At 50.1% G+C, this 19971-nt stretch carries 26 protein-coding genes; 15 read left to right on the top strand and 11 right to left on the bottom strand.

Going from position 1 to position 19971, the window contains the following annotated elements:
- Window positions 1-43: 43 nt before the first annotated feature.
- Together rpsG and rpsL are read right to left on the bottom strand one after the other, a co-directional pair.
- Window positions 44-514, bottom strand: coding sequence for a 30S ribosomal protein S7 (gene rpsG / locus NZM01_05300; GenBank protein MCS6959446.1), 471 nt, complete (start codon window positions 512-514; stop codon window positions 44-46).
- A gap of 10 nt (window positions 515-524) precedes the next feature.
- Complete coding sequence (rpsL, locus tag NZM01_05295) at window positions 525-932, bottom strand: 30S ribosomal protein S12 (GenBank protein MCS6959445.1); 408 nt, start codon at window positions 930-932, stop codon at window positions 525-527.
- Window positions 933-999: 67 nt separating this feature from the next.
- On the opposite strand from rpsL, the gene NZM01_05290 reads away from it, so the two are divergent.
- From NZM01_05290 to NZM01_05275, 4 genes are read left to right on the top strand one after another with little or no spacing between them, the layout of a single operon-like run.
- The gene (locus NZM01_05290) at window positions 1000-2346 is read left to right on the top strand and encodes a dihydroorotase (protein MCS6959444.1); all 1347 of its coding nucleotides are present in this window, start codon (window positions 1000-1002) and stop codon (window positions 2344-2346) included.
- Window positions 2347-2358: 12 nt separating this feature from the next.
- Window positions 2359-2967 carry a hypothetical protein gene (locus NZM01_05285; protein MCS6959443.1) on the top strand — a complete coding sequence of 203 codons (609 nt, stop codon included), beginning with the start codon at window positions 2359-2361 and terminating at the stop codon, window positions 2965-2967.
- Window positions 2930-3895, top strand: coding sequence for a hypothetical protein (locus NZM01_05280; protein ID MCS6959442.1), 966 nt, complete (start codon window positions 2930-2932; stop codon window positions 3893-3895). Before NZM01_05285 ends, NZM01_05280 begins: the two co-directional genes overlap by 38 nt.
- Window position 3896: 1 nt before the next feature.
- Window positions 3897-4235 carry an Hpt domain-containing protein gene (locus NZM01_05275; GenBank protein MCS6959441.1) on the top strand — a complete coding sequence of 113 codons (339 nt, stop codon included), beginning with the start codon at window positions 3897-3899 and terminating at the stop codon, window positions 4233-4235.
- Here the strand turns inward: NZM01_05275 and NZM01_05270 are convergent.
- Complete coding sequence (locus NZM01_05270) at window positions 4213-5097, bottom strand: alpha/beta fold hydrolase (protein ID MCS6959440.1); 885 nt, start codon at window positions 5095-5097, stop codon at window positions 4213-4215. The two genes, NZM01_05275 and NZM01_05270, sit on opposite strands and share 23 nt — an antisense overlap.
- 71 nt (window positions 5098-5168) lie before the next feature.
- Here NZM01_05270 and NZM01_05265 point away from each other — a divergent pair, with 71 nt between their 5' ends.
- Window positions 5169-6107: an asparaginase gene (locus tag NZM01_05265; GenBank protein MCS6959439.1), complete on the top strand. Its 939-nt coding sequence runs from the start codon at window positions 5169-5171 to the stop codon at window positions 6105-6107.
- Window positions 6108-6124: 17 nt separating this feature from the next.
- Complete coding sequence (locus NZM01_05260; GenBank protein MCS6959438.1) at window positions 6125-6472, top strand: response regulator; 348 nt, start codon at window positions 6125-6127, stop codon at window positions 6470-6472.
- Between the two features lie 30 nt (window positions 6473-6502).
- Here NZM01_05260 and psaC read toward each other — a convergent pair whose 3' ends face one another.
- Complete coding sequence (gene psaC / locus NZM01_05255; GenBank protein MCS6959437.1) at window positions 6503-6748, bottom strand: photosystem I iron-sulfur center protein PsaC; 246 nt, start codon at window positions 6746-6748, stop codon at window positions 6503-6505.
- Between the two features lie 111 nt (window positions 6749-6859).
- Between psaC and NZM01_05250 the strand changes: the two genes are divergently transcribed.
- Genes NZM01_05250 through obgE form a run of 3 tightly spaced genes read left to right on the top strand, consistent with a single transcriptional unit; the run spans window position 6860 to window position 8921 of the window.
- Window positions 6860-7513: a hypothetical protein gene (locus NZM01_05250; GenBank protein MCS6959436.1), complete on the top strand. Its 654-nt coding sequence runs from the start codon at window positions 6860-6862 to the stop codon at window positions 7511-7513.
- Window positions 7514-7936, top strand: a complete 423-nt coding sequence (locus NZM01_05245) for an EVE domain-containing protein (protein MCS6959435.1) — start codon at window positions 7514-7516, stop codon at window positions 7934-7936.
- Window positions 7923-8921, top strand: coding sequence for a GTPase ObgE (obgE, locus tag NZM01_05240; protein MCS6959434.1), 999 nt, complete (start codon window positions 7923-7925; stop codon window positions 8919-8921). Before NZM01_05245 ends, obgE begins: the two co-directional genes overlap by 14 nt.
- Here obgE and NZM01_05235 read toward each other — a convergent pair.
- Window positions 8895-9281, bottom strand: a complete 387-nt coding sequence (locus NZM01_05235) for a cytochrome c (GenBank protein ID MCS6959433.1) — start codon at window positions 9279-9281, stop codon at window positions 8895-8897. The genes obgE and NZM01_05235 overlap by 27 nt on opposite strands.
- 162 nt (window positions 9282-9443) lie before the next feature.
- Between NZM01_05235 and hemE the strand changes: the two genes are divergently transcribed.
- Window positions 9444-10475 carry a uroporphyrinogen decarboxylase gene (hemE, locus tag NZM01_05230; protein ID MCS6959432.1) on the top strand — a complete coding sequence of 344 codons (1032 nt, stop codon included), beginning with the start codon at window positions 9444-9446 and terminating at the stop codon, window positions 10473-10475.
- The gene (locus NZM01_05225; GenBank protein MCS6959431.1) at window positions 10472-10960 is read left to right on the top strand and encodes a cofactor assembly of complex C subunit B; all 489 of its coding nucleotides are present in this window, start codon (window positions 10472-10474) and stop codon (window positions 10958-10960) included. The genes hemE and NZM01_05225 overlap by 4 nt, the downstream gene beginning before the upstream one ends.
- Here the strand turns inward: NZM01_05225 and dcd are convergent.
- Together dcd and NZM01_05215 are read right to left on the bottom strand one after the other, a co-directional pair.
- Window positions 10944-11522 (bottom strand): dCTP deaminase, encoded by a 579-nt coding sequence (gene dcd, locus NZM01_05220; GenBank protein ID MCS6959430.1) that lies wholly within the window; start codon window positions 11520-11522, stop codon window positions 10944-10946. The genes NZM01_05225 and dcd overlap by 17 nt on opposite strands.
- Window positions 11523-11774: a hypothetical protein gene (locus tag NZM01_05215; protein ID MCS6959429.1), complete on the bottom strand. Its 252-nt coding sequence runs from the start codon at window positions 11772-11774 to the stop codon at window positions 11523-11525.
- 62 nt (window positions 11775-11836) lie between these two features.
- Here NZM01_05215 and rpsT point away from each other — a divergent pair, with 62 nt between their 5' ends.
- The 3 genes from rpsT to NZM01_05200 are packed head-to-tail and all read left to right on the top strand — an operon-like array spanning window position 11837 to window position 14812.
- On the top strand, window positions 11837-12136 hold the full coding sequence (gene rpsT / locus NZM01_05210; protein MCS6959428.1) for a 30S ribosomal protein S20: 300 nt from the start codon (window positions 11837-11839) through the stop codon (window positions 12134-12136).
- On the top strand, window positions 12136-12381 hold the full coding sequence (locus NZM01_05205) for a hypothetical protein (protein MCS6959427.1): 246 nt from the start codon (window positions 12136-12138) through the stop codon (window positions 12379-12381). Before rpsT ends, NZM01_05205 begins: the two co-directional genes overlap by 1 nt.
- 10 nt (window positions 12382-12391) lie before the next feature.
- Entirely contained in the window at window positions 12392-14812 is a 2421-nt protein-coding gene (locus NZM01_05200; GenBank protein MCS6959426.1) for an SMC family ATPase, read from the top strand.
- 849 nt (window positions 14813-15661) lie between these two features.
- Here the strand turns inward: NZM01_05200 and NZM01_05195 are convergent.
- Window positions 15662-15832 (bottom strand): NblA/ycf18 family protein, encoded by a 171-nt coding sequence (locus tag NZM01_05195; GenBank protein MCS6959425.1) that lies wholly within the window; start codon window positions 15830-15832, stop codon window positions 15662-15664.
- Window positions 15833-15920: 88 nt separating this feature from the next.
- The gene (locus NZM01_05190) at window positions 15921-17735 is read right to left on the bottom strand and encodes a tetratricopeptide repeat protein (GenBank protein MCS6959424.1); all 1815 of its coding nucleotides are present in this window, start codon (window positions 17733-17735) and stop codon (window positions 15921-15923) included.
- A 128-nt stretch (window positions 17736-17863) separates the two neighbouring features.
- On the opposite strand from NZM01_05190, the gene NZM01_05185 reads away from it, so the two are divergent.
- Complete coding sequence (locus NZM01_05185; protein MCS6959423.1) at window positions 17864-18490, top strand: nitrogenase; 627 nt, start codon at window positions 17864-17866, stop codon at window positions 18488-18490.
- Here the strand turns inward: NZM01_05185 and glyQ are convergent.
- Complete coding sequence (glyQ, locus tag NZM01_05180; GenBank protein MCS6959422.1) at window positions 18474-19328, bottom strand: glycine--tRNA ligase subunit alpha; 855 nt, start codon at window positions 19326-19328, stop codon at window positions 18474-18476. The genes NZM01_05185 and glyQ overlap by 17 nt on opposite strands.
- A 21-nt stretch (window positions 19329-19349) precedes the next feature.
- Entirely contained in the window at window positions 19350-19943 is a 594-nt protein-coding gene (recR, locus tag NZM01_05175; protein MCS6959421.1) for a recombination mediator RecR, read from the bottom strand.
- Window positions 19944-19971 lie beyond the last annotated feature (28 nt).

Below are 19971 nucleotides of genomic sequence, written 5' to 3'. Positions count from 1 at the left end.
GGCGAAAATCTGAAACCAGTATAAAGAATAGCACAAACTGCCTTTAGTAGCGGTAGTGGGCAAAGGCTTTGTTGGCTTCTGCCATCTTGTGAGTCTCTTCCCGCTTGCGAATAGCTCCCCCTGTCTCGTTGGAAGCGTCCATAATCTCGTTTGCCAACTTGATGATCATCCCCTTGCCATTGCGCTGACGGGCATACTGGATAATCCATCGTAGGGCAAGGGAAACACCTCGATCGCTGCGCACTTCCATTGGCACTTGATAGGTGGCTCCCCCTACTCGCTTTGCCTTGACTTCCACCAGGGGTGTGACATTGCGGACTGCCCGCTCAAAGACCTCTAGGGGCGAATTACCTGTGCGTTGACCCACCAAATCCAAAGCTTTGTAGACAATACGGGATGCCAGGGCCAGCTTGCCGTTGAGCATCAGCCTTTTAATGAGCATATTAACTAGGCGACTGTTGTAAACAGGCTCAGGGGGAGTTACACGTTTGATAGCACGATTACGACGGGACATTTCTCACCTCCTACTTCTTCTTGCCAGTGGGAGCAGCGGCTTGTCCTGGTTTAGGTCGTTTTGCCCCATATTTGGAGCGCCCTTGCTTGCGGTCTTTGACCCCTGCGGTATCCAGGGTGCCCCGGATGATGTGGTAACGTACACCGGGTAAGTCTTTAACCCGTCCGCCCCGAATCAGAACTACGGAGTGCTGCTGTAAATTATGACCAATCCCAGGTATGTAGGCTGTTACTTCAAACCCAGAGGTAAGACGTACGCGCGCTACTTTACGTAAAGCAGAGTTGGGTTTTTTGGGGGTGGTGGTGTAAACCCTAGTGCAGACTCCCCGCCGCTGGGGACAGGCTTTAAGGGCAGGGGATTTGGTCTTTTGCTTTAAAGCGGTTCTCTCACTCCGAATCAGTTGCTGAATCGTGGGCATAGGGGCTATTTTGTCAACGGTCTAAAAATCTACCACAATAAAATAGAGTGAGTCAAGGTAGCTGGCCATGCAGGATTTGTTAATTCGCGGTAGTCATGTCCTCCTGCCAACAGGGACAGTGCAACAGTTGGATGTGCTAGTACAGGGAGAAAAGATAGCCCAAATTGGGGAAGAGATTGCCCTAGAGACCGATCGGGTAATTGATGGCACGGGGTTGACTCTACTGCCAGGAGTAATTGACCCCCAGGTGCATTTCCGCGAGCCAGGGTTGGAGCATAAAGAAGATTTACAGACCGCTAGTTATGCCTGCGCTAGGGGGGGAGTGACCAGTTTTTTGGAAATGCCCAATACCAAACCCCTCACGGTCAATCAGGCTACCTTAGAAGATAAGTTGCGCAGAGCCAGGGAAAAATCGATCGTCAACTACGGTTTTTTCATCGGTGCCACCAGCTACAACCTAGAGGAACTGGAGAAGGTAGAGCCTTGTTGCGGCATCAAGATTTTCATGGGGTCAATGCACGGGGATTTGCTAGTAGATGACGACGAGTTGTTAGAGCGAATTTTTGCCCAGGGTAGTCGTCTAATTGCCGTGCATGCGGAAGACCAACAGCGTATTCGCCAGAGACGAGCGGCAATACTGGACAATCTCCCGGCAGCTAACCCCTGTTTACATTCCCTGATCCAAGACGATCAAGCCGCTCTGCTAGCCACCATTAAAGCTGTACATCTCTCCCTTAAGTATCGTCGTCGTCTGCACATTCTCCATCTCTCCACTAAGTTAGAAGTGGACTACCTCCGCCAGTACAAGGCTCCCTGGATCACCGCCGAAGTTACACCCCAGCACCTATTTCTCAATACCGCTGCCTACGAGACCCTAGGCACCCTAGCCCAGATGAACCCGCCTCTGCGATCGGAAGCAGATAACGCTGCCCTCTGGCAGGGATTACAGGACGGTATTCTAGATTTTATTGCTACTGACCATGCTCCCCACACCCTAGAGGAAAAAGCCAAACCCTACCCCCACTCCCCCTCAGGTATGCCAGGGGTAGAGACTTCTCTCCCTCTAATGTTGACAGCCGCTGTCCAGGGCAAATGCACTCTCTTCCAAGTGAGTAATTGGTTGAGTCGCAATGTGGCTATAGCCTATGGCATTCCCCGCAAAGGGGAAATTAGAGTTGGTTGGGATGCCGATTTAGTCTTAGTTGATCTTAACCGCTGGCAAACAGTAGAAACTACACAATTACAGACAAAATGCGGTTGGAGCCCGTTTACTGGCTGGCGGTTAACAGGATTTCCCCAATATACAATCGTCAATGGTCAGGTGGTCTATGCCCAGGGTAAAATTATCAGTGAAACTAGAGGTAAGCCTTTACAATTTTTGCCTTTTGTAGTAGGGAATAGGGTGATGGTTTAGGTGCCCAAAACAATGAAGAGGTATGTGGCAATTGGGGCTTGTGTTATAGGGATAGGGATTCTCCACAGTTTGCTGTTTTCAGGAATTGACCGATCGGGTGAACTGCCTAACCTGGCAGATTCTGGTAAAAATAAGTCTGTAAAAACAAATCCTCGATATTCAGGTGTGCTGTTTGCCAAAGGAGAAGTAAGTAGCATTCCTTCCTTTAATTTAGCGAGTCCACCTGCGGTGGTTGAGGAACTACCTATACCAGAGACAACTCCTGAACCCCCATCCTTTGCCACAGCATTACCCCCTCCCCCAATGCCACAATTACCCCCTAGACCCACAGTTCCTGTGCCAGCACAAAAAGAAGAATTACCTGCCCCAACTGTGGTGGAAAAAACCACGCCTCCCCCCCTAGAAGCAGAAAAGATCAGAGTCATGGGCGCTATGGCAATTGGCGGCAAAAACTATGCGATTGTGTCTGTGCCGGGCGGTACAACCCAATATGTCACAGAAGGGGAGCGTTTAGCAGATAACAAAGTGCTGGTAAAAACGATCGAAGTTAGTGAGCGTCCTCTTGTCATTTTGGAACAAAACAATGCTGAATTCACCCATGGTCTTGACCAAGAGGAATGACTTTTTATGGTTGCCAAATCTGCCCCAAGGGACTAGAATCGTGGCGAAGGAGTTGAAGTCAGGTATGCGCAAATATTCCGCCGTGGCAATGGGGCTGATGCTAGTGGGACTACTGAGTGCCTGTGGAGACCCCAACGAAGAGGTGACGAGGGAGTGTTCGGTTTATTTTGACAAAGACGGCAATATCACTCGTGAAGCTTTCGAGAATATTCCCAAACCCAGACTAATTAAAACGCAGAGGCGGAATTTAGGGCAAATCTGTCAACAGGTGCGAGAATTAGCTAATAACAAGCAATTACGCTTCTGCAGTGCGACTAATATACCGCCCTGTGTTATTCCTGCCGCAGAAGATAAGGTAGCTGAAGCTAAGCCCTTACCTAAAGTCACTATGGCTGAACCCTTCACCGCGCCCCCTATTGTGCAACCTCCTGTTGATTTGATTGACCCCATCGATCGGGAAGAACGGCTCAAGCAACTAAAAGCTACTGAAGGGAGGAAGGACCCCTTCCAAGAACTGGATGCACAAATTCCACCGCTCCCGCCACCGCCTAAGGCAACAGCTGCTCCGCCACCCCGCCCCCGTCCCCCCAGAGCACCGAGGGGTACAATTGTTGTCAAAGAACCAATTGCTGCTCCCAGTGAAGTTCCACCGCCGCCGGAGCCTGTGGAAGCCAAGCAAGTGCGTATTGCGGGAGTTCTGCAAATTGGTTCCGAAGTGTTGGCAATCGCCAGTATACCTGGTGACCGCTTGCCTAGCCGCACAATTCGTCCTGGTCAGAGGATTGCTGATGGCAAGGTGTTGGTGAAAGCAATTGACATAACTGGCTTGACTCCCTCTGTGGTACTGGAACAATTCGGTACAGAAGTCCGCCGTGGTGTAGGAGAAGCCATAGCTGTAGCCTCTGAAACTCCTCAGCCTACTCCCTGAGATGCATAGTATTGACCTCAACTACCTGGCAACTGTCTCGGACAACGATCGGGACTTTGAAGCAGAACTACTGCAAGTCTATATAGAGGACACGGAACTACACCTGGAAGCAGCCAAGCTAGCACAGAGGGGTACAGACTGGGATAGGGTAGCCAAGGAGGCACACCACATCAAGGGGGCAAGTGCTAATGTGGGAGCGCAAGAGATGCAAACCCTGGCAGTCAACTTGGAAAGGGAGGCGAAAGCCCAGCAGATCGATTCCCTAGCTATCACTCTGGAACGGATGGCGGTGGAATTAGAAAAAGTTAAACAACTGTTTAGGGAACGGTACAGCCTCTAACACAGGTCCGCAGCCACGATCGAATTGCTTCATTGACTGCTTTCGGTGCTTCGTCATGGGGGCAGTGCCCAGCGGGGAGAAAAACTTCCTGCAGGTCGGGGTAATAGGTGCGGAATTTTTGACTCCTAGTAGCACAGTCCATCCAGGGGTCACCGGTGCCCCAGATAGCCAGTAGGGGACAATCTATAGTCTGCAGTAGTTGGTCTACCGTACGTCCCTGGCGGCTGGTAAAGACCGAGGCAAAGACATGGGCAGCCCCTGGGTCACAGGAGGGGCGATAGATTTCCTCCACTAACTGTTCTGTCACAGCTGACTTATCGACATAGACCTGTAACAGAGTTTTGCGGATTTGCGATTTTTGCCGCACAAATTGGAAGAGGAGATAACTAAACCAAGACTGCTGCAGGAGAGCGCGGATAGCCGATCGGAGCAACTTTGTCCAAGGACTTGGGGGTTGGGCACCGAGGGGGGTAGAATCACTGAAGGCACCGGCACTGTTGAGGAGGATAACACCTGCCACCCATTCCTTGGCATCAGCAGCACAGCACAGGGAGACGTAGCCCCCTAAGGAGTTTCCTACTAAAATGGTCGGTCGTTGGATTTTCTCTTTGATAAAATTGAGGAGCTGATCCCGCCACAAATCAGCGGAGTAACGCCAGCGTGGTTTCTGTGACCTGCCAAACCCCAGTAGGTCAATTGCCCATACCTCTAACTCTTGCCCCAGTTCTGTGATATTTTTACGCCAGTGATCCGTAGAAGCGCCAAACCCATGTACCAACAACAAGGGGGGATAGTCGGGATTACTTCCCAACTGCACGTAGTGAATAGATACTTCGCGGTACTGCCAATATTGGGATTCCATAATTTACCCTGCTTACCACTCCCCTACCTTAAACTGCCTGCCCCTATTAGCGCTTCGCCCCGGAGGACTACATGAGCCGTCGCCCCCGCTCTGCCCCCTTGGTAGTTCGTCTGTTGCGAGAGGGTATCACCGAATCTATTCACTACTGTGATGTGGCGGTTGCCGATCACCGCGGTCGGATCATTGCTGCTGCTGGTGACTTTGAACACCCCATCTTTGCCCGCTCTTGCCTTAAACCCATTCAAGCTCTCCCCGTTGTTACCACTGGTACTCTAGACCGTTTCCATCTCAACGATCGTCACCTTGCCCTTATGTGTGGGTCTCACCAGGGAACGATCGAACAGAGTCGCCTTGTCTTCCACATTCTCTGGCAGTGTGATGTGGAGCCCGAATACCTCAAATGCCCCAAAGGCGATCGGGACAGCTCCCTACAGCACAACTGTTCTGGTAAACATGCGGGGATGCTAGCCGTTTGTCGCCAGCAGAACTGGGATATTGCCACTTACACTGACCGCGACCACCCTGTCCAACAACTGATTCGGGAAAAACTAGGGGAACTATTGCATATGCCCCCTGCAGAACTGGTGTATGCCCATGATGACTGTACGGCTCCCACCTATCTATTGGAGATTGGTCAACTGGCTAGTTTATACGCCTTTCTGTCAGGCTATGAACACTTGCACCTAGAGCGCATTGCTAGAGCCATGACCACCTATCCCGAACTGGTAGCAGGGAAGGGAGAGTTTGATACAGAAGTGATGACGGTAACTGGAGGGACAATTCTAAGCAAATCGGGTGCAGAGGGCCTACAGTGCTTAGGTAAGATAGCAGAAGGACTAGGCATCGCTATCAAAGTTGCTGACGGCAGCAAGCGAGCAAAACAGGCAGTTGCTATCTATGTCCTGCGGCAGCTGGGGTGGGTAGAATCAGCGATCACTGACCAACTGGCAGACACATTTGCCAGGGTAGGGGAATTTAGTCGCTTGGAAGTAGAAGGAGAACTGACATAAACCGTCTGATTCTGATTATTGAAGACTCCATCGACAACCAAATCCTCCTCAAACAAGTCCTCGAGGATGACTACCAATTAGTGTGTATCAACAATGGCAAAGATGCCCTTGCTTGGCTGCAAAAACATCGGGCGGATTTGATCCTCCTCGACCTCGCCCTACCCGAAGTAGATGGCTGGGAAATTGCCCGCCAAATCCGTCAAAGTGGTAATAAAACTCCCATTATTGCGATCACTGCCCATGCTATGAAGGGAGACCGCGAATCTGCTCTGGCAGCGGGGTGTAATGACTACATCCCTAAGCCGATCGATATTGCCAATGTGGAACAACAAGTCAAATACTGGCTACAAAGCAAGGAGGAGTAACTGCTAGCACTCCCCCCCGCGCAATGATAGCTAGTAGGTCAGAGCCATACTGCGGGTAGTTTCCGCCCCCAGGTAAACGCGAATGCTGAGGAAGTCGGTGGGGCAGGCAGTTTCACAGCGCTTGCAACCAATACAGTCCTCTGTACGGGGAGCCGACGCAATTTGACCAGCCTTGCAGCCATCCCAGGGTACCATCTCCAGCACATCGCAGGGGCAAGCACGGACGCACTGGGTGCAACCAATGCAGGTATCGTAAATTTTTACAGTGTGAGACATTAGGGATTGCTCCTCTTTTGGTAAAGAATTACTCCCAAGTCTAACCTAGAGATTTGCCCTGTGCTTAAAGAAGGTAGAATAACTTAAAACAACTTAATATTCAGGTTGGCTATGCGCAAAATTGAGGTACACGCGGAAGCGCCCCCCGTTGGCTATATCGACTATCTCACCTGGCTGCAGGGCAAAACTACCCAATGGGCATGGCTGGCAATCCGAGCGGAACTGGAAGCTGTGGAGGAATTCTATCGTCGTTTGGACTGGCAGGTAGGTCCTGCCCTCTCCCGCTTGCCTGCAGATAGTGCTTACAGTAATACAGTAACAGTTTTGGTGCAACCCTACGGTAAAAGCTATGAGTGGGTACTTACTATGTACGGCTGGGACAACATCGATCGGTCTGTCCTCGCCCAGCAGGCACAGCAAGCGTCACAGGAATTGACAACCAAGGCATTTTGGACAACTACGATCGGGTCTGCAATTACCTACGAACTACTAGACTGGGGTAAGCGCCAGGAATATGCCCAAGTCAACGACACTTTTACGTTTACCTCCCTCCTGCGCCAAACACCCAAGGAAAATTTCCTAGAGGGGGAGATGATTGAGGGTCTGCCCAAATTCCAGCTGTTAATTGATGAAAACCTAGGGGATTTGTTTGTGTACCTCTATCCCTGTGTGGGGGTGAAAACTGCTGATGGTTATGCCTATTTGCTGGGCGATAACTGTCGTGCCCCGATCGCTCAAGTCAAGCTCCTCACTCCCAAGGCTTAGATGGCATACTGGCTGCTGAAGACGGAACCCCACGTTTACAGTTACAGTGACCTCGATCGGGATGGGACTACCGTTTGGGACGGGGTGGCGAACAATTTAGCCTTGAAATACATCAGGACCATCCAAGTGGGGGACTTAGCCCTGATTTACCACACGGGAGAAGAGCGGCGGGCAGTCGGAATTGCCAGAGTAATTTCTGCTCCCTATCCCGACCCCCAACACAATGACCCTAAGTTAGTAGTATTTGACCTGGAAAAGGTAGCGCCTCTCCCCCAGCCCGTTAGTTTGGCTAAAATTAAATCTCACCCTGGTTTTGTCGGGTTTGCTTTGCTCACTAACAGCCGCTTGTCGGTTGTACCTGTCAGTCCTGAGCATTGGCAGTTGCTATTGCAGTTGGCCAACTACAGCGATGCAATTCATTGACCAAGCGGAAATTATTGTGCAGGGGGGCAAGGGGGGCGACGGTATTGTGGCCTTCCGCAGGGAAAAGTATGTGCCAGCGGGGGGACCCTCAGGGGGCAATGGCGGTTGGGGTGGCTCCGTGATTCTCGTGGCTACCCATGACCTGCAAACCCTCCTAGATTTTCGCTACCAGAAGGTGTTTAAGGCGGAACCTGGCAAACGGGGTGGTCCCAACAACATGACGGGGGCAAATGGCGCTGATACCCGCATCAGAGTGCCCTGTGGCACAGTGGTAATTGACATCGATCGGGACGAGATTTTGGGAGACCTCACAGAGCCAGGACAGGAACTGGTAGTAGCCAAGGGGGGCAAGGGGGGCTTAGGCAATCAGCATTTCCTTAGCAATTCCAACCGCGCTCCTGAATATGCTCTGCCGGGCTTGCCAGGGGAACGGCGGCATCTGCGGCTAGAACTAAAACTCCTAGCGGATGTGGGTATTATTGGCTTACCCAATGCGGGCAAATCCACCCTTATCTCGGTTGTTTCAGCAGCCCGCCCCAAAATTGCCGATTATCCTTTTACCACCCTAGTTCCCAATTTAGGGGTAGTCTCCAAACCCGATGGCGATGGCGTAGTTTTTGCTGACATTCCTGGGCTGATTGAGGGTGCCCACCTAGGCGTAGGACTAGGCCATGACTTCCTCCGCCACATCGAACGAACGCGCTTGCTCATCCATTTGGTTGATCTGACAGCTCCTGACCCGATCGGTGACTATCACACAATCCTCAAGGAACTAGCCGCCTATGGTCACGGTTTACCAGAAAAACGACGCATCCTTGCCCTCAACAAAATCGATGCAGTAGCAGACCCCCACCACTGGCAAGCCCAGTTTGCCGATATTCTCGGTTTTCCCCCTCTCCTTATCTCCGCTGCTACGCGCACAGGGATTGATCAACTCCTCGATCGGGTCTGGCAGGAACTAAAGCTGATTGAGGTACTCCAGTAAATCCGCCATCATTTGCGGTTCCGCTTGGAACTTAGGCATGGGGGGCGTTTCACCGCTGATAATTTGATGTACCAACTGTTGTCTCGACCTGTGCCTTGCCACCCCATGTAAACTGGGACCCACTTCCCCTTCCGCCCACTGCCCATGACAGGGTACACAATTCATGACAAAAATCGACCGTCCCTTTTCCGCGTCCCCCTTGAGGGATAACACCGATCGGGTATAGGCATCGGCAGGGGGAAACCACCACAGCCATAGCAGCACTACCAATACCCCTGCCAACACCACGAACACCAGCCAGCGCCAGGGAAAGCGGGGCAAAGCATCAGTACGGGAGGGAATGGGTGGGGGGGAGAGCATAATTTGCGCCCTTAAACTATAAAAAAATTTACCATTCACAATATATCTTAAAATTTTTAAGGATTTGTACTCACTTGGTGGGTGTCAAAGCCCCCACTGTGGCTAAGCTAGATATACAGGCAATATAATGGACACTGCTGTAAATAGAGGAATATTTTAAGAATGGGGGGTAACGATCGGTTATTGCGGGCAGCGCGGGGAGAAACCTTAGACCGTCCGCCGGTGTGGATGATGCGGCAAGCGGGAAGGTACATGCAAGCCTATCGGGAACTGAGGGAGCGCTATCCTGACTTTAGGCAACGCTCGGAGAATCCCGACATCGCGGTGGAGATTTCCCTGCAGCCCTTTCATGCTTTTCATCCCGACGGGGTGATCATGTTTTCCGACATACTGACCCCTCTCCCTGGTATGGGGATTGAATTTGACATAATTGAAAGCCGCGGACCAATTATTGACCCCCCGATTCGCACGAAAGAACAGGTCGATCGTCTCTACACCCTCAAACCCAATGAATCTTTGCCATTCATCAAGCAGATATTGCGCACCCTCAGACAGGAAGTGAAAGACCAAGCAGTGGTGTTAGGTTTTGTCGGTGCTCCCTGGACGTTAGCTGCCTATGCCATCGAGGGGAAAAGTTCTAAAGACTTTGTCATGATCAAATCCATGTCCTACCAGAACCCCCAACTGCTGCACAAGTTTCTCTCCATCCTGGCGGAAAATATTGCTATTTATATTTGCTACCAAATTGAATCTGGGGCACAGGCTGTCCAGCTATTTGACTCCTGGGCAGGGAATCTGGCACCGACGGAATACGAAACCTTTGCCATGCCCTATACCAAACAGATTGTTGATTATGTCCACGATCGTTATCCCGATGTTCCCCTCATTCTCTATATTTGCGGCAGTGCTGGCATTTTGGAACGCATGGCCCAGACGGGGGTGGATGTGATCAGTCTGGATTGGATGGTAAACATGAAGGAAGCGCGCCAGCGACTGGGGGAAAATATCGCCGTGCAGGGTAACCTTGACCCCTGTATTTTGTTTGCTCCCCAAGATTACATTCGGGCACAGATTGAGCTAGTGGTAGAGCAAGCAGGAGGAAAAGGACATATTATGAATTTGGGGCACGGGGTACTCTCCACCACCCCCGAAGAAAACGTCCGCTTCTTCTTTGAAACTGTCAAATCCCTGTGAGCGAACTCAGTTATTATTCCACCCTGGTATTGACTTTCCTGCTCTTAGTGGGCTTAGTCTTCTTTGTGGCAGGTTCCGTGAAGGAGCGTAGGGCTGAACTGGCGCTATCTGACCCTCAACTTGTCCCACCCCTGCGGGATTACCTGCTGCAATTAGGTTACCGCATAAAGGCAATTGACCCCGATCGGGATATGGTCATTCTGGAGGGCAAAATTAAGGGCAGTGTGGGATTAGCCCTATTTTTAACAGTACTGGCAGCGATCGGGCTTCTCTGTCTTAGTCTAGTGCTCTCCTTTCTGCTCCCTGAAGGGGGGAATAGTCTTTACCTACTAGTGGGGGGAGCGCCCCTAGCGGGCTGGTTTTACTGGCGGGGGGCACAGAAATTAGAACAGGTACAAATTATCACCCGCAACGACCATGTACTAGTCCAAGGGCACCGCGACACCCTCAGCCAACTGGAGGCATACCTCAACGGGCAAAGGTGACAGCCTGGGGCTGATTCTGATATTTCCCCTTACGATCGGCGTAAGTTGTTTGGCAGGGTTCCCCCTCGAAAAACAGGAGTTGGATTACTCCTTCATTGGCGTAGATACGACAATCAGCACTGGAAGAATTGCTAAATTCCAGGGTGAGAAAGCCGTGCCAACTAGCTTCAACGGGAGTGATATTGGCAATAATGCCGCAGCGTGCCATCGTCGATTTACCGATACAAATGACCGTGATGTTAGGGGGAATACACAGACGTTCCAGGGAGACTCCCAAACCGTAGGAATTGGCAGGAATGATAAAAAACTCCCCGTACTCGTCCCGTTGTAGGGGGACAGATTCTAGGTTTTGGGGATTGAAATTTTTGGGATTGACGACCGTGCCAGGGATATGGCGAAAAATACGGAAGTCGTTGGGAGCCAGGCGCACATCATAACCGTAACTGGAAAGACCATAGCTGACTACCTTACGTCCCTCCACCTCAGATACCAAAGACGGTTCAAAGGGGTCAATCATCCCCTGCTTTGCCTGTTCGATAATCCACCGATCGTTTTTTAGCATTCACTCCTCCCGCAACTCAATGACCAAAGGCGAAGGGGGGCGTTCATCATTCCAACCCCACCAAGCTGTGCCACACTCACAGAGATAAAACTCCTGCCACACGCGGCGATTATCCCGATACAGAGGCGAGCGGCGGTTAATCCACACATCCTTAGCGGCACGGGAACTCCGACCACAGCTAGGGCAGGTAAAATCAACCCCATGTTTTGCCGCTGCCGTCCAAGGGGGGGGAAATGAGCTGAATGCATCCATAAATTTTTGTGCAATTCATTACCCTATGTTAGAATAATGTATGCACTTTTCCAAGACTTTTCATGGCAAACATCAAGTCGGCAGCCAAAAAAGCCAAGATAGCAGAGCGGAATCGCCTCCGCAACAAGTCCTACAAGTCAGCCATTGCCACCTTGACTAAAAACTACCTCCGTGCCCTGGAATTATATAAAGCCAACCCCACCGACGAAAACAAAGCAGACCTCGATCGGCGCCTAGCCCTGGCATTTAGCAAAATCGATCGAGCAGTGAAGACGGGGGTGATACACCGCAATACTGGCAATCGGCGCAAAGCTCGTCTGACGCGTCGCACCAAAGCCCTGTTAGGGACAGAGGCAAGCTAGTGGCACCAACACCCAACAAAGACGAATTTTTATACCCCCAAAGACCATTTCGCGGCGAATTTACACCAGAGAATCTGCTGCTTGATGCCAACCTCCAGGAATTTGCGGGACGGGTAGGGATTATCTGTGCTCTAGAAAACAGTGGTAAAATCACGCCCCTAGAAGCCTACGAGCAGATCAAAGACCTGTGGGAAAAACTGGAAGCTTCCCGTCGCAATCTCTTTGGTAAGGAAGGAGCCGATTGATTAATGAACTATGTTTCTTGTATCGCTGCATCTGCAAAACTTCCGCCAACACAGAGACACTTACATACAGTTTGGGCAGGGTTTGACGGGGATATTGGGAGACAATGGTGCGGGCAAGAGTACAATCTTAGAGGCGATCGCTTGGGCATTTTACGGCAACAAACCAGGAGTTTTACGAGGCAGTAAAGACACGTTGATTTGGCGTTATGCCCCTGGCAAGGCGGAAGTAGTAGTAGATTTAGAGTTTATCTGGCAGCAACATAGCTATCGTATTCAACGCAGCCAAGGCAACAGAAGTGAAGCTCAACTGTGGCAAGAGGGTCAGCTAATTGCTACTTCCGTTAAAGGAGTAGATGAAAAACTGGAACAGCTTCTGCGCATGAACTACCAAGAATTTTTCAACAGCTATTTCACAGGGCAAAAGGAATTGCAATTTTTAGGAGCGATCGAGGGGGGAGCAAATAGAGAAAGATTCATTGCCAGAATGCTGGGCTACGAAAGGATTGAGGAAGTGCAGGGCAAAGCGGACAAACCTAATACCCTTAGATATGACATCAAGCAAACAGAAAGACAAAAGGACAACATAGAGGGACAATTACAAGCTTTAGCGGGACTGGAAGAGCGCCTCCAGCGGCAACAGCAACAATTAGCTACAGCCACGGCGGAATTGCAGGCAGTCCAACAACAGTTAACAGAAATAACAAAACAACGGGAGCAAGAGCAGAAACGGTGGCAGGAGATCAACGATCGGCGCACCCACTTTTTGCAATTACAGCACAAACTAGAGACCAATCAGCAACGGGCCCAACAGTTAACCGCTGAGATAGAGCAATTACAGGCAGACAGGCACAAATTAGAAACGGAACTAGAGCAATTCTCGCAGCTGCAATCCCTAGCATTACATTACCAAGACATGCAAACGGAATATCAAACCCTACAATCACAGTACGAATCCTTTTTAAGAGCAAGACAAACGAAGGAGAAATATCAAAAATTACAACAGGAGATTACAGAAATCACCGCAGAAATTGAGCTACTGCTACCGATCGAACTAGAACTCCAAAACCTCACTGCGGAACTGACAAACTACCAACAACAGATTGATCATCTTGCAGTGCAGATCAATGCAGCCATCCTAGAGTGGCAACAACAGCAAGCAGACCTGCAGGCACAGATTAAAACAGAAAAACAAACCCTAGAGCGGTTCAAAAAACAACAACAGACAATCTTAGCTGCTGGAGCAGAGGGAATTTGTCCCACCTGCGAACGCCCTCTAAGGGAAGAGTACGAGACAGTGATACATCACTTCGCTAGGCATATCCAGGAATGTGAACAGCACCTACAAACTTGGCAACAGCAGCTAAGAAAACTGCAAGTAAAACCAGAACCGATCTTAGCACTAGAGACAGCCCGATCGGACTTACAATCCCAGTTACAGGCGGGACAAAATCGGCAAAAAAGTCTTGCTCAAGACCTGAGTAAGAGAGAGATATTACACAAGCAGCTTGCTCAAAAACAAAAAGAACTGCAAGAGTTAGGGCAACAGCAGGAACCCGTAACCTTTGACCCCGATCATTATCAATTTGTGCAAGAGCAGCTACAGCAACTGCGTCCCCAGTATGAAACATTCCTCAAACTATCGCAAACCCCTGGGCACTTTCGGAAAGTGGTAGAACAACTAGAGCAAAAACAAGGGGATTGGCAAACAGTCCTACAGGAAATAGAGCAACTACAGCAACAGGTGACTAGCCTTGACTACAGGGAAGCCGAATTTCGCCAACGCCAGCAGCAATTCCAAGCCACAGAAGACCTCTACCAAAAGCTTAATACCCAATACCAAACTACCCAAGAGCGTTTGCACCTCTATCAACAGCAGCTCCAGGAACTACAGCAACAGCAGACAGAATACCAGAGATTGCAAGAGCAGAGAAAAGTGATCGGGATTGAATACTTCACCTTGAAAGAATTAGACCAAGCCTTTACGGAACTGCGGGAATATCTGACTAAACAAATCCGACCGAGGCTAGCAGAGACTGCTAGTTATTTTCTGCAGCAGTTGACCGATGGTAGATATGACGGACTGGAGCTAGATGACAAATATCAAGTGATTGTCAAATCCCAAGGGGAAAGCAAGCCCGTTATCTCCGGGGGAGAAGAGGATATTGTCAACCTGTGTTTGAGATTAGCCATTTCCCAAATGATTACAGAACGCACAGGACAGCCCTTTTCGCTGTTAATTTTAGATGAAGTATTTGGTTCCTTGGATCAAAATCGACGAGAAAACGTCTTGCAACTACTCTATGGTTTAGAACAACAGTTTGAGCAAGTCCTGATCATTACCCACATAGAAGACATCAAAGAAAGTCTCCACCAAACTATCCGCCTTGCTTTTGATCCCATCAGACAATATACCGTCTTGGTCAATCAATAGGGTATGGCATAATAGTAACAATTGGGGTCATCAATTTATTGACCACCCAGAGCTTATCCTGATGCTACCAAAGAAAGAATGTAGTAGGGGGTTTAGAGTTTTGCATAGGGCTAGTCACTTCTGCGGGGCTTTTTGCAAAATTTAGAGCCAACGGCACTTTAGACAACCTAAATAATCTACACCTATCAAATTTAACGGTATGAACTAAACAAACTATCATCTTTCGATTGGTTACTCACCAGAGCTGGTTGCAGCCTAGGGGTACCTGTGCCGATAGATGTAACTCATTGATTAATAACTCAGATAGGCGACATTCGCTGTAGTTGCCAAAACTCTGTGCAATCGGGACAGTTAGTAGCTTTGATTATCGGGTTGGTGTTATGCTGCTCACCGAACCTGGTGCATCTTGATGTCAGGTTTGTCTATGACACATCAGAATTACGATCCTGGGGAATAGGTTAATTGCTGAATTGTTAGGAGTTCCTACATTAACGGCAAATGAATTTGTTGGAGTTGTCATTTTGGGCTTTTTCCTTCCCTTCCCTGGTTAGTTTATCTGTTTCCTTTCGTTTGCAATTGAGCGGTTGACCTAGGGAGTAGGGATTAGCAAATGCCCCCCTGACTATCGTCCCGACTGCATAGACTCCGCAAACCAGTTTCCTGATTTCTCGTGGGTTGCTTGTTGCTACAGGTACCTAATTTTTGTTCTTGACCGCGTCGTCAAGCTCTTTTTCCACTTTGTCTTTACTTTCTCGCTGGTTGCCTGATCTGGGGGTCTGCTATGGTGGCGATTTAACCACTTGTAAAAAAAAGACTGCTCCCACCCCGCGTAGGGCAGTCAAAGAACTCCTAGATTGTCTGCTTCAGCAGGTGCTTGATCACATTGTCTTTGATCATCAGCTGCCGCAATAGCTCTAGGACAAATTCTTGGGACTGCTCCAGGGTGAGCTTCTTCACCTGTTCTTCATAGACTTTCAGGTTGAACTCCTGCTCAAGGGTTAGCTCTAACGGTATACCCATAGTCTTACCTCCAATTTGTAAAGTCTTGTTAATAAGTATAATAACCCCTTGACAAGATGACGTTTGTGTCCATTTAGACAGAATTTCCCTAAGCCGATGTTCGGTTTACCCGCCGCAGATAATAGATAGCTCTAACTTGTTCGTCCCGATCGCCTATCAACTTTGCCAAAGTTAGCCATTTTCTGCCATACCGATCGGCTTGGCTGTAGTTATTTTGACCTAGATAGCTCAAGGTCAGACCGCGCCATATCTGCATATCTAAGTGGGGGTAGTTGAGAGGAGCTGCCAGGGAGCGTGCTCTTTCTAGATATTCCAGGGCAGTGTGGTGCAATCCCAGTCCTGCGTAGGCTAGTCCCAGTTGCAAGTTAGTGCGAGCTTGTTGGGTGGGTTCATCTTGCCCCAGACTAGCCAGTTTTTGCAGGTGATTGATAGCTTGTTCGTACTGTTTGAGATTGATATAGCAAGCACCTATGTTGTAGAGGGTTTTATGGGTTTCAGTTTCCAGGAGTTCCGCGGCAGTGTGGTTCAGAAACTGCTGATAATAACCGATAGCTGTCCGATACTGGCGCAGGGCAAAGTAGATGTTGCCTAGTTGGTGTAGAACTTGGGCTTGTTCCTGGAATCGGTCTTCTAGTTCTGCTAGATCATAGTACTGCTGATAGTAGCTAATGGCAGCTTGATAGTTAGCCAAAGCGTAATGCAGCTGGGCTAAGCCCTTAAAACATTGCAATTCCAAGGCACGATCGGGATATTGCTTGACCAATTTGAGGGCAAGTTCGAGGTAGGCGAGGGCTTGGGGATAAAGTTCTAAGTAATGAGCGACTATACCCGCGAGAGCCAGTATCCACCCGTGCAAGATGGGGTCAGATACCCGCCGACCACCCTGCCGCCAATGGGGAGGTAGTAGGGATTCCGCCAATTCCAGAAATAAGTCGTAGAGATGGGTCTGGCTCAAGTCAAACCTTTGCAGTACCTGGGCTAACTCTTCCCACTGAGCGTTTGCTACCAGCGTGCGTGCTCCCTCCAAGATACTTGCCCAATCGATCGGGGGTTCACGGTGGGGTACAACGGGTTCAATGACCGGCAGATTCCCCTCCTCAGTGACAATCATTTCCTCTACACTGGGGGTTGCAGCGATGGTAAAGGTAGGCGGTTCAATTTCTATGTTCTGAGCAGGGGGTACGGTGGGAGTAATCACGACCGTTGCTGCCGTTTTCTCCACGATCGGGATGGGTGGGGCAAGCTCTTCGCTTGGCGCAGCAGGGACATCTGCGGTGATGACCACCGTTGGTACAGTCTTCTCCGCCATTGGTGCAGTTGGGCTGTCAGCAGTAATGACCACCCTGGGTTCTGGTTGCTCCTCGATCGGTGGAGGGGAGGTAGGGGCAGTGATAACTACCGTGGGTACAGCTTCCTCCGATATTGATAAAGGGGGAGTTTCTACTGGGGCGGGCAAGCTTTGGTGCACGGCGGCGTGCTCCTCGCTCGGTGTGTCTAACGTTGCATTGGGTACTGTTTCCTCTAGGGGAGAAGGGGGAGCGACCTCCTGAGGCAAATTGGCGCGAAACAGATGGGAAGCGAGACGGGGAATGACCGATCGTTTAGGCGTAGGCGGGGGAACCAGCGCTGGTGGTGACGCAGGGGGAGCAGCTTCTTTACCTAGAATCCCCTCTGCTTTAGCGGGAGAAACCCTAGTCAACTTTTGCCAATCCAATTCCAGCTTCTCGCAAATTTGAATAAAAGTAGTAGCATCGATCGGTCTGCCCGCCATGAACTCCCGCACTTTGTACAGAGAGATGCCCACTGCCTCTGCTAGAGCTTTTTGACTGGAAATGCCGACCTTTTCCATAGCTGTTTTGACGCGGCGCAGCGAACTAGCAGGAACCTTTAACGTAGCGGACATAACCTCTCTGCCGGGTGGAACTATAGTAATTTTGTTATGATTGTAGGGAAAATCCAAGGAAATTTCTAACAAATATTGGCGTGCATCAGAGAAGGTAGTAGGATGCTAGAGGTGCGCAAAAGGGGGCTATGACTACCTACACACCAACCCAGATGACCGCTTGGCTACGGGGATTACTCAGTGTTGCTCTAGCAGATGGTAAATTCACCCAAGACGAGCAGGAACTTTTACAGAAGTTACAACAGTCCGAACATCTAGAGAGTGACGATCCCCGATTACTTTGTCCTATCTCCCCCACTGAATTGGCCACTGCCTTTGGCAAAGACGACAACTTAGCGCAACATTTTCTGCGCACAGCGGTAATGATGGCGATGGTAGATGGGGAATACTCAGACACGGAGGATCAATTAATCCACCAGTACGCTAGTGCCCTTGGGCAGGAGATGAAGGAAATGGTTGAGTTACGTGCCCATCTCAACAATCCCCTGGGAGTAGAACATGACGTTCTTACCCCTGTGAAAAATTGGCTCGATCGTTTAGAAATCAAAGACCGCCGCCTAGCTCACTTTTTGTGCCGTGTGATTCCCGCCCAGTGTCCGTTTGAACGGGATGTAATTTTATTTGGCAAAAAGATCATGCATATTCCCGCCATGTGTAAATTAAATCCCCTCTATGACCAACTCATAGGCTTACGTTTCCGTTCCCTGTCCTACTTGGCCGATGAGTGTGGGGAAGATGTCAGCCAGTACTGCTAGATTCTAGGTAGAGTTTGGCGACTTGGCGGGCAAGCTGGCGGATGCGGGCGATATACCGAGTGCGTTCCGTGACGGAGATTACACCCCTAGCGTCCAGGAGGTTGAAGGTATGGGAGCACTTCAAAACGTAGTCAAAAGCAGGCAGGGGTAGTTCCGCCTTGATTTGCTCCTGCGCCTCCATCTCATATTCCTGGAAGAGCTGGAACAGTCGTTGGTTGTTTTGTCCCTTGCTGCCGAAGTTGTAGTAGCTCTGCTCCACCTCATTGCGATGGTGTACTTGACCATAGGTGATGTTGCCCCGCCAGACAATATCAAAAATCGAATCCACTCCCTGCAGGTACATTGCCAACCGCTCTAAACCATAGGTAATTTCTACGGACACCGGACGGCAGTCAAGACCCCCCGCCTGCTGAAAATAGGTAAACTGGGTAACTTCCATGCCATCAAGCCATACTTCCCAGCCCACACCCCAGGCTCCCAAAGTGGGGGATTCCCAATCATCTTCTACAAGCCGAATGTCATGGTCAGCGGGGTCAATGCCCAACACCTTCAAACTGTCTAGGTATTGCTCTAGGACATCATCGGGGGAAGGCTTCAACAACACTTGGAACTGGTAATAATGCTGGAGACGGTTGGGGTTTTCGCCATAGCGTCCATCCGTGGGGCGGCGACAGGGTTCCACATAAGCTACATGCCAGGGGTCAGGACCGATCGCGCGTAAAAAAGTATGGGGATTCATAGTGCCGGCTCCCTTTTCCATGTCGTAGGGTTGGGCAATGAGGCAACCCCGATCGCTCCAGTAATTTTGCAATGTGAGGATGACTGACTGAAAATCCACACCCGTTCTCCAAACACTCCGCTATTTTAACTCCTGCCTGCCCTCGATCGCTTTAATCAGGGTCATTTCATCAGCGTATTCCAAATCTCCCCCCATGGGAATGCCAAAGGCAATGCGCGTCACCTTGGTAAATTCCTTGAGTAACTTGCCCACATAGAAAGTCGTTGTTTCCCCCTCCACTGTGGGATTGATAGCCAGAATCACCTCTTTGACTCCCCCCTGGGCTACCCGCCGCACCAACGTCTGGATATTTAACTGGTCAGGACCGATCCCCTGCATGGGGGAAATTACCCCCCCCAACACATGGTACTTGCCCCAGTATTCCCGTGTTTTTTCCAGGGCAATCACATCGCGGCTATCGCAGACCACACAGATGGTAGAGTCATCCCGATCGGGGTTACGGCAAATCTCGCATACAGGGTCAACGGAAAGATAACCACACACTTGGCAGTGCCCCACCCTTTCCTTGCACTCCAGGATAGCCTGAGCTAGAGCCGTCACTTCCTCCTCGGGGCGGGACAGTAAATAGAGAGCTAACCGCTGGGCTGACTTGGGTCCAATCCCTGGCAGCCGTTGTAGCTGTTCAATCAGGCGGGCAAGGGGGGGAGTATACAAAAAATATTTGCGTTGACAACCTACCTAA

It is taken from the genome of Pseudanabaenaceae cyanobacterium SKYG29, assembly GCA_025055675.1.
Classification (GTDB): domain Bacteria; phylum Cyanobacteriota; class Cyanobacteriia; order Pseudanabaenales; family Pseudanabaenaceae; genus M5B4.
Note: the sequence above shows the minus strand (reverse complement) of the source record. Positions and strands in the feature narration are given on the sequence as shown.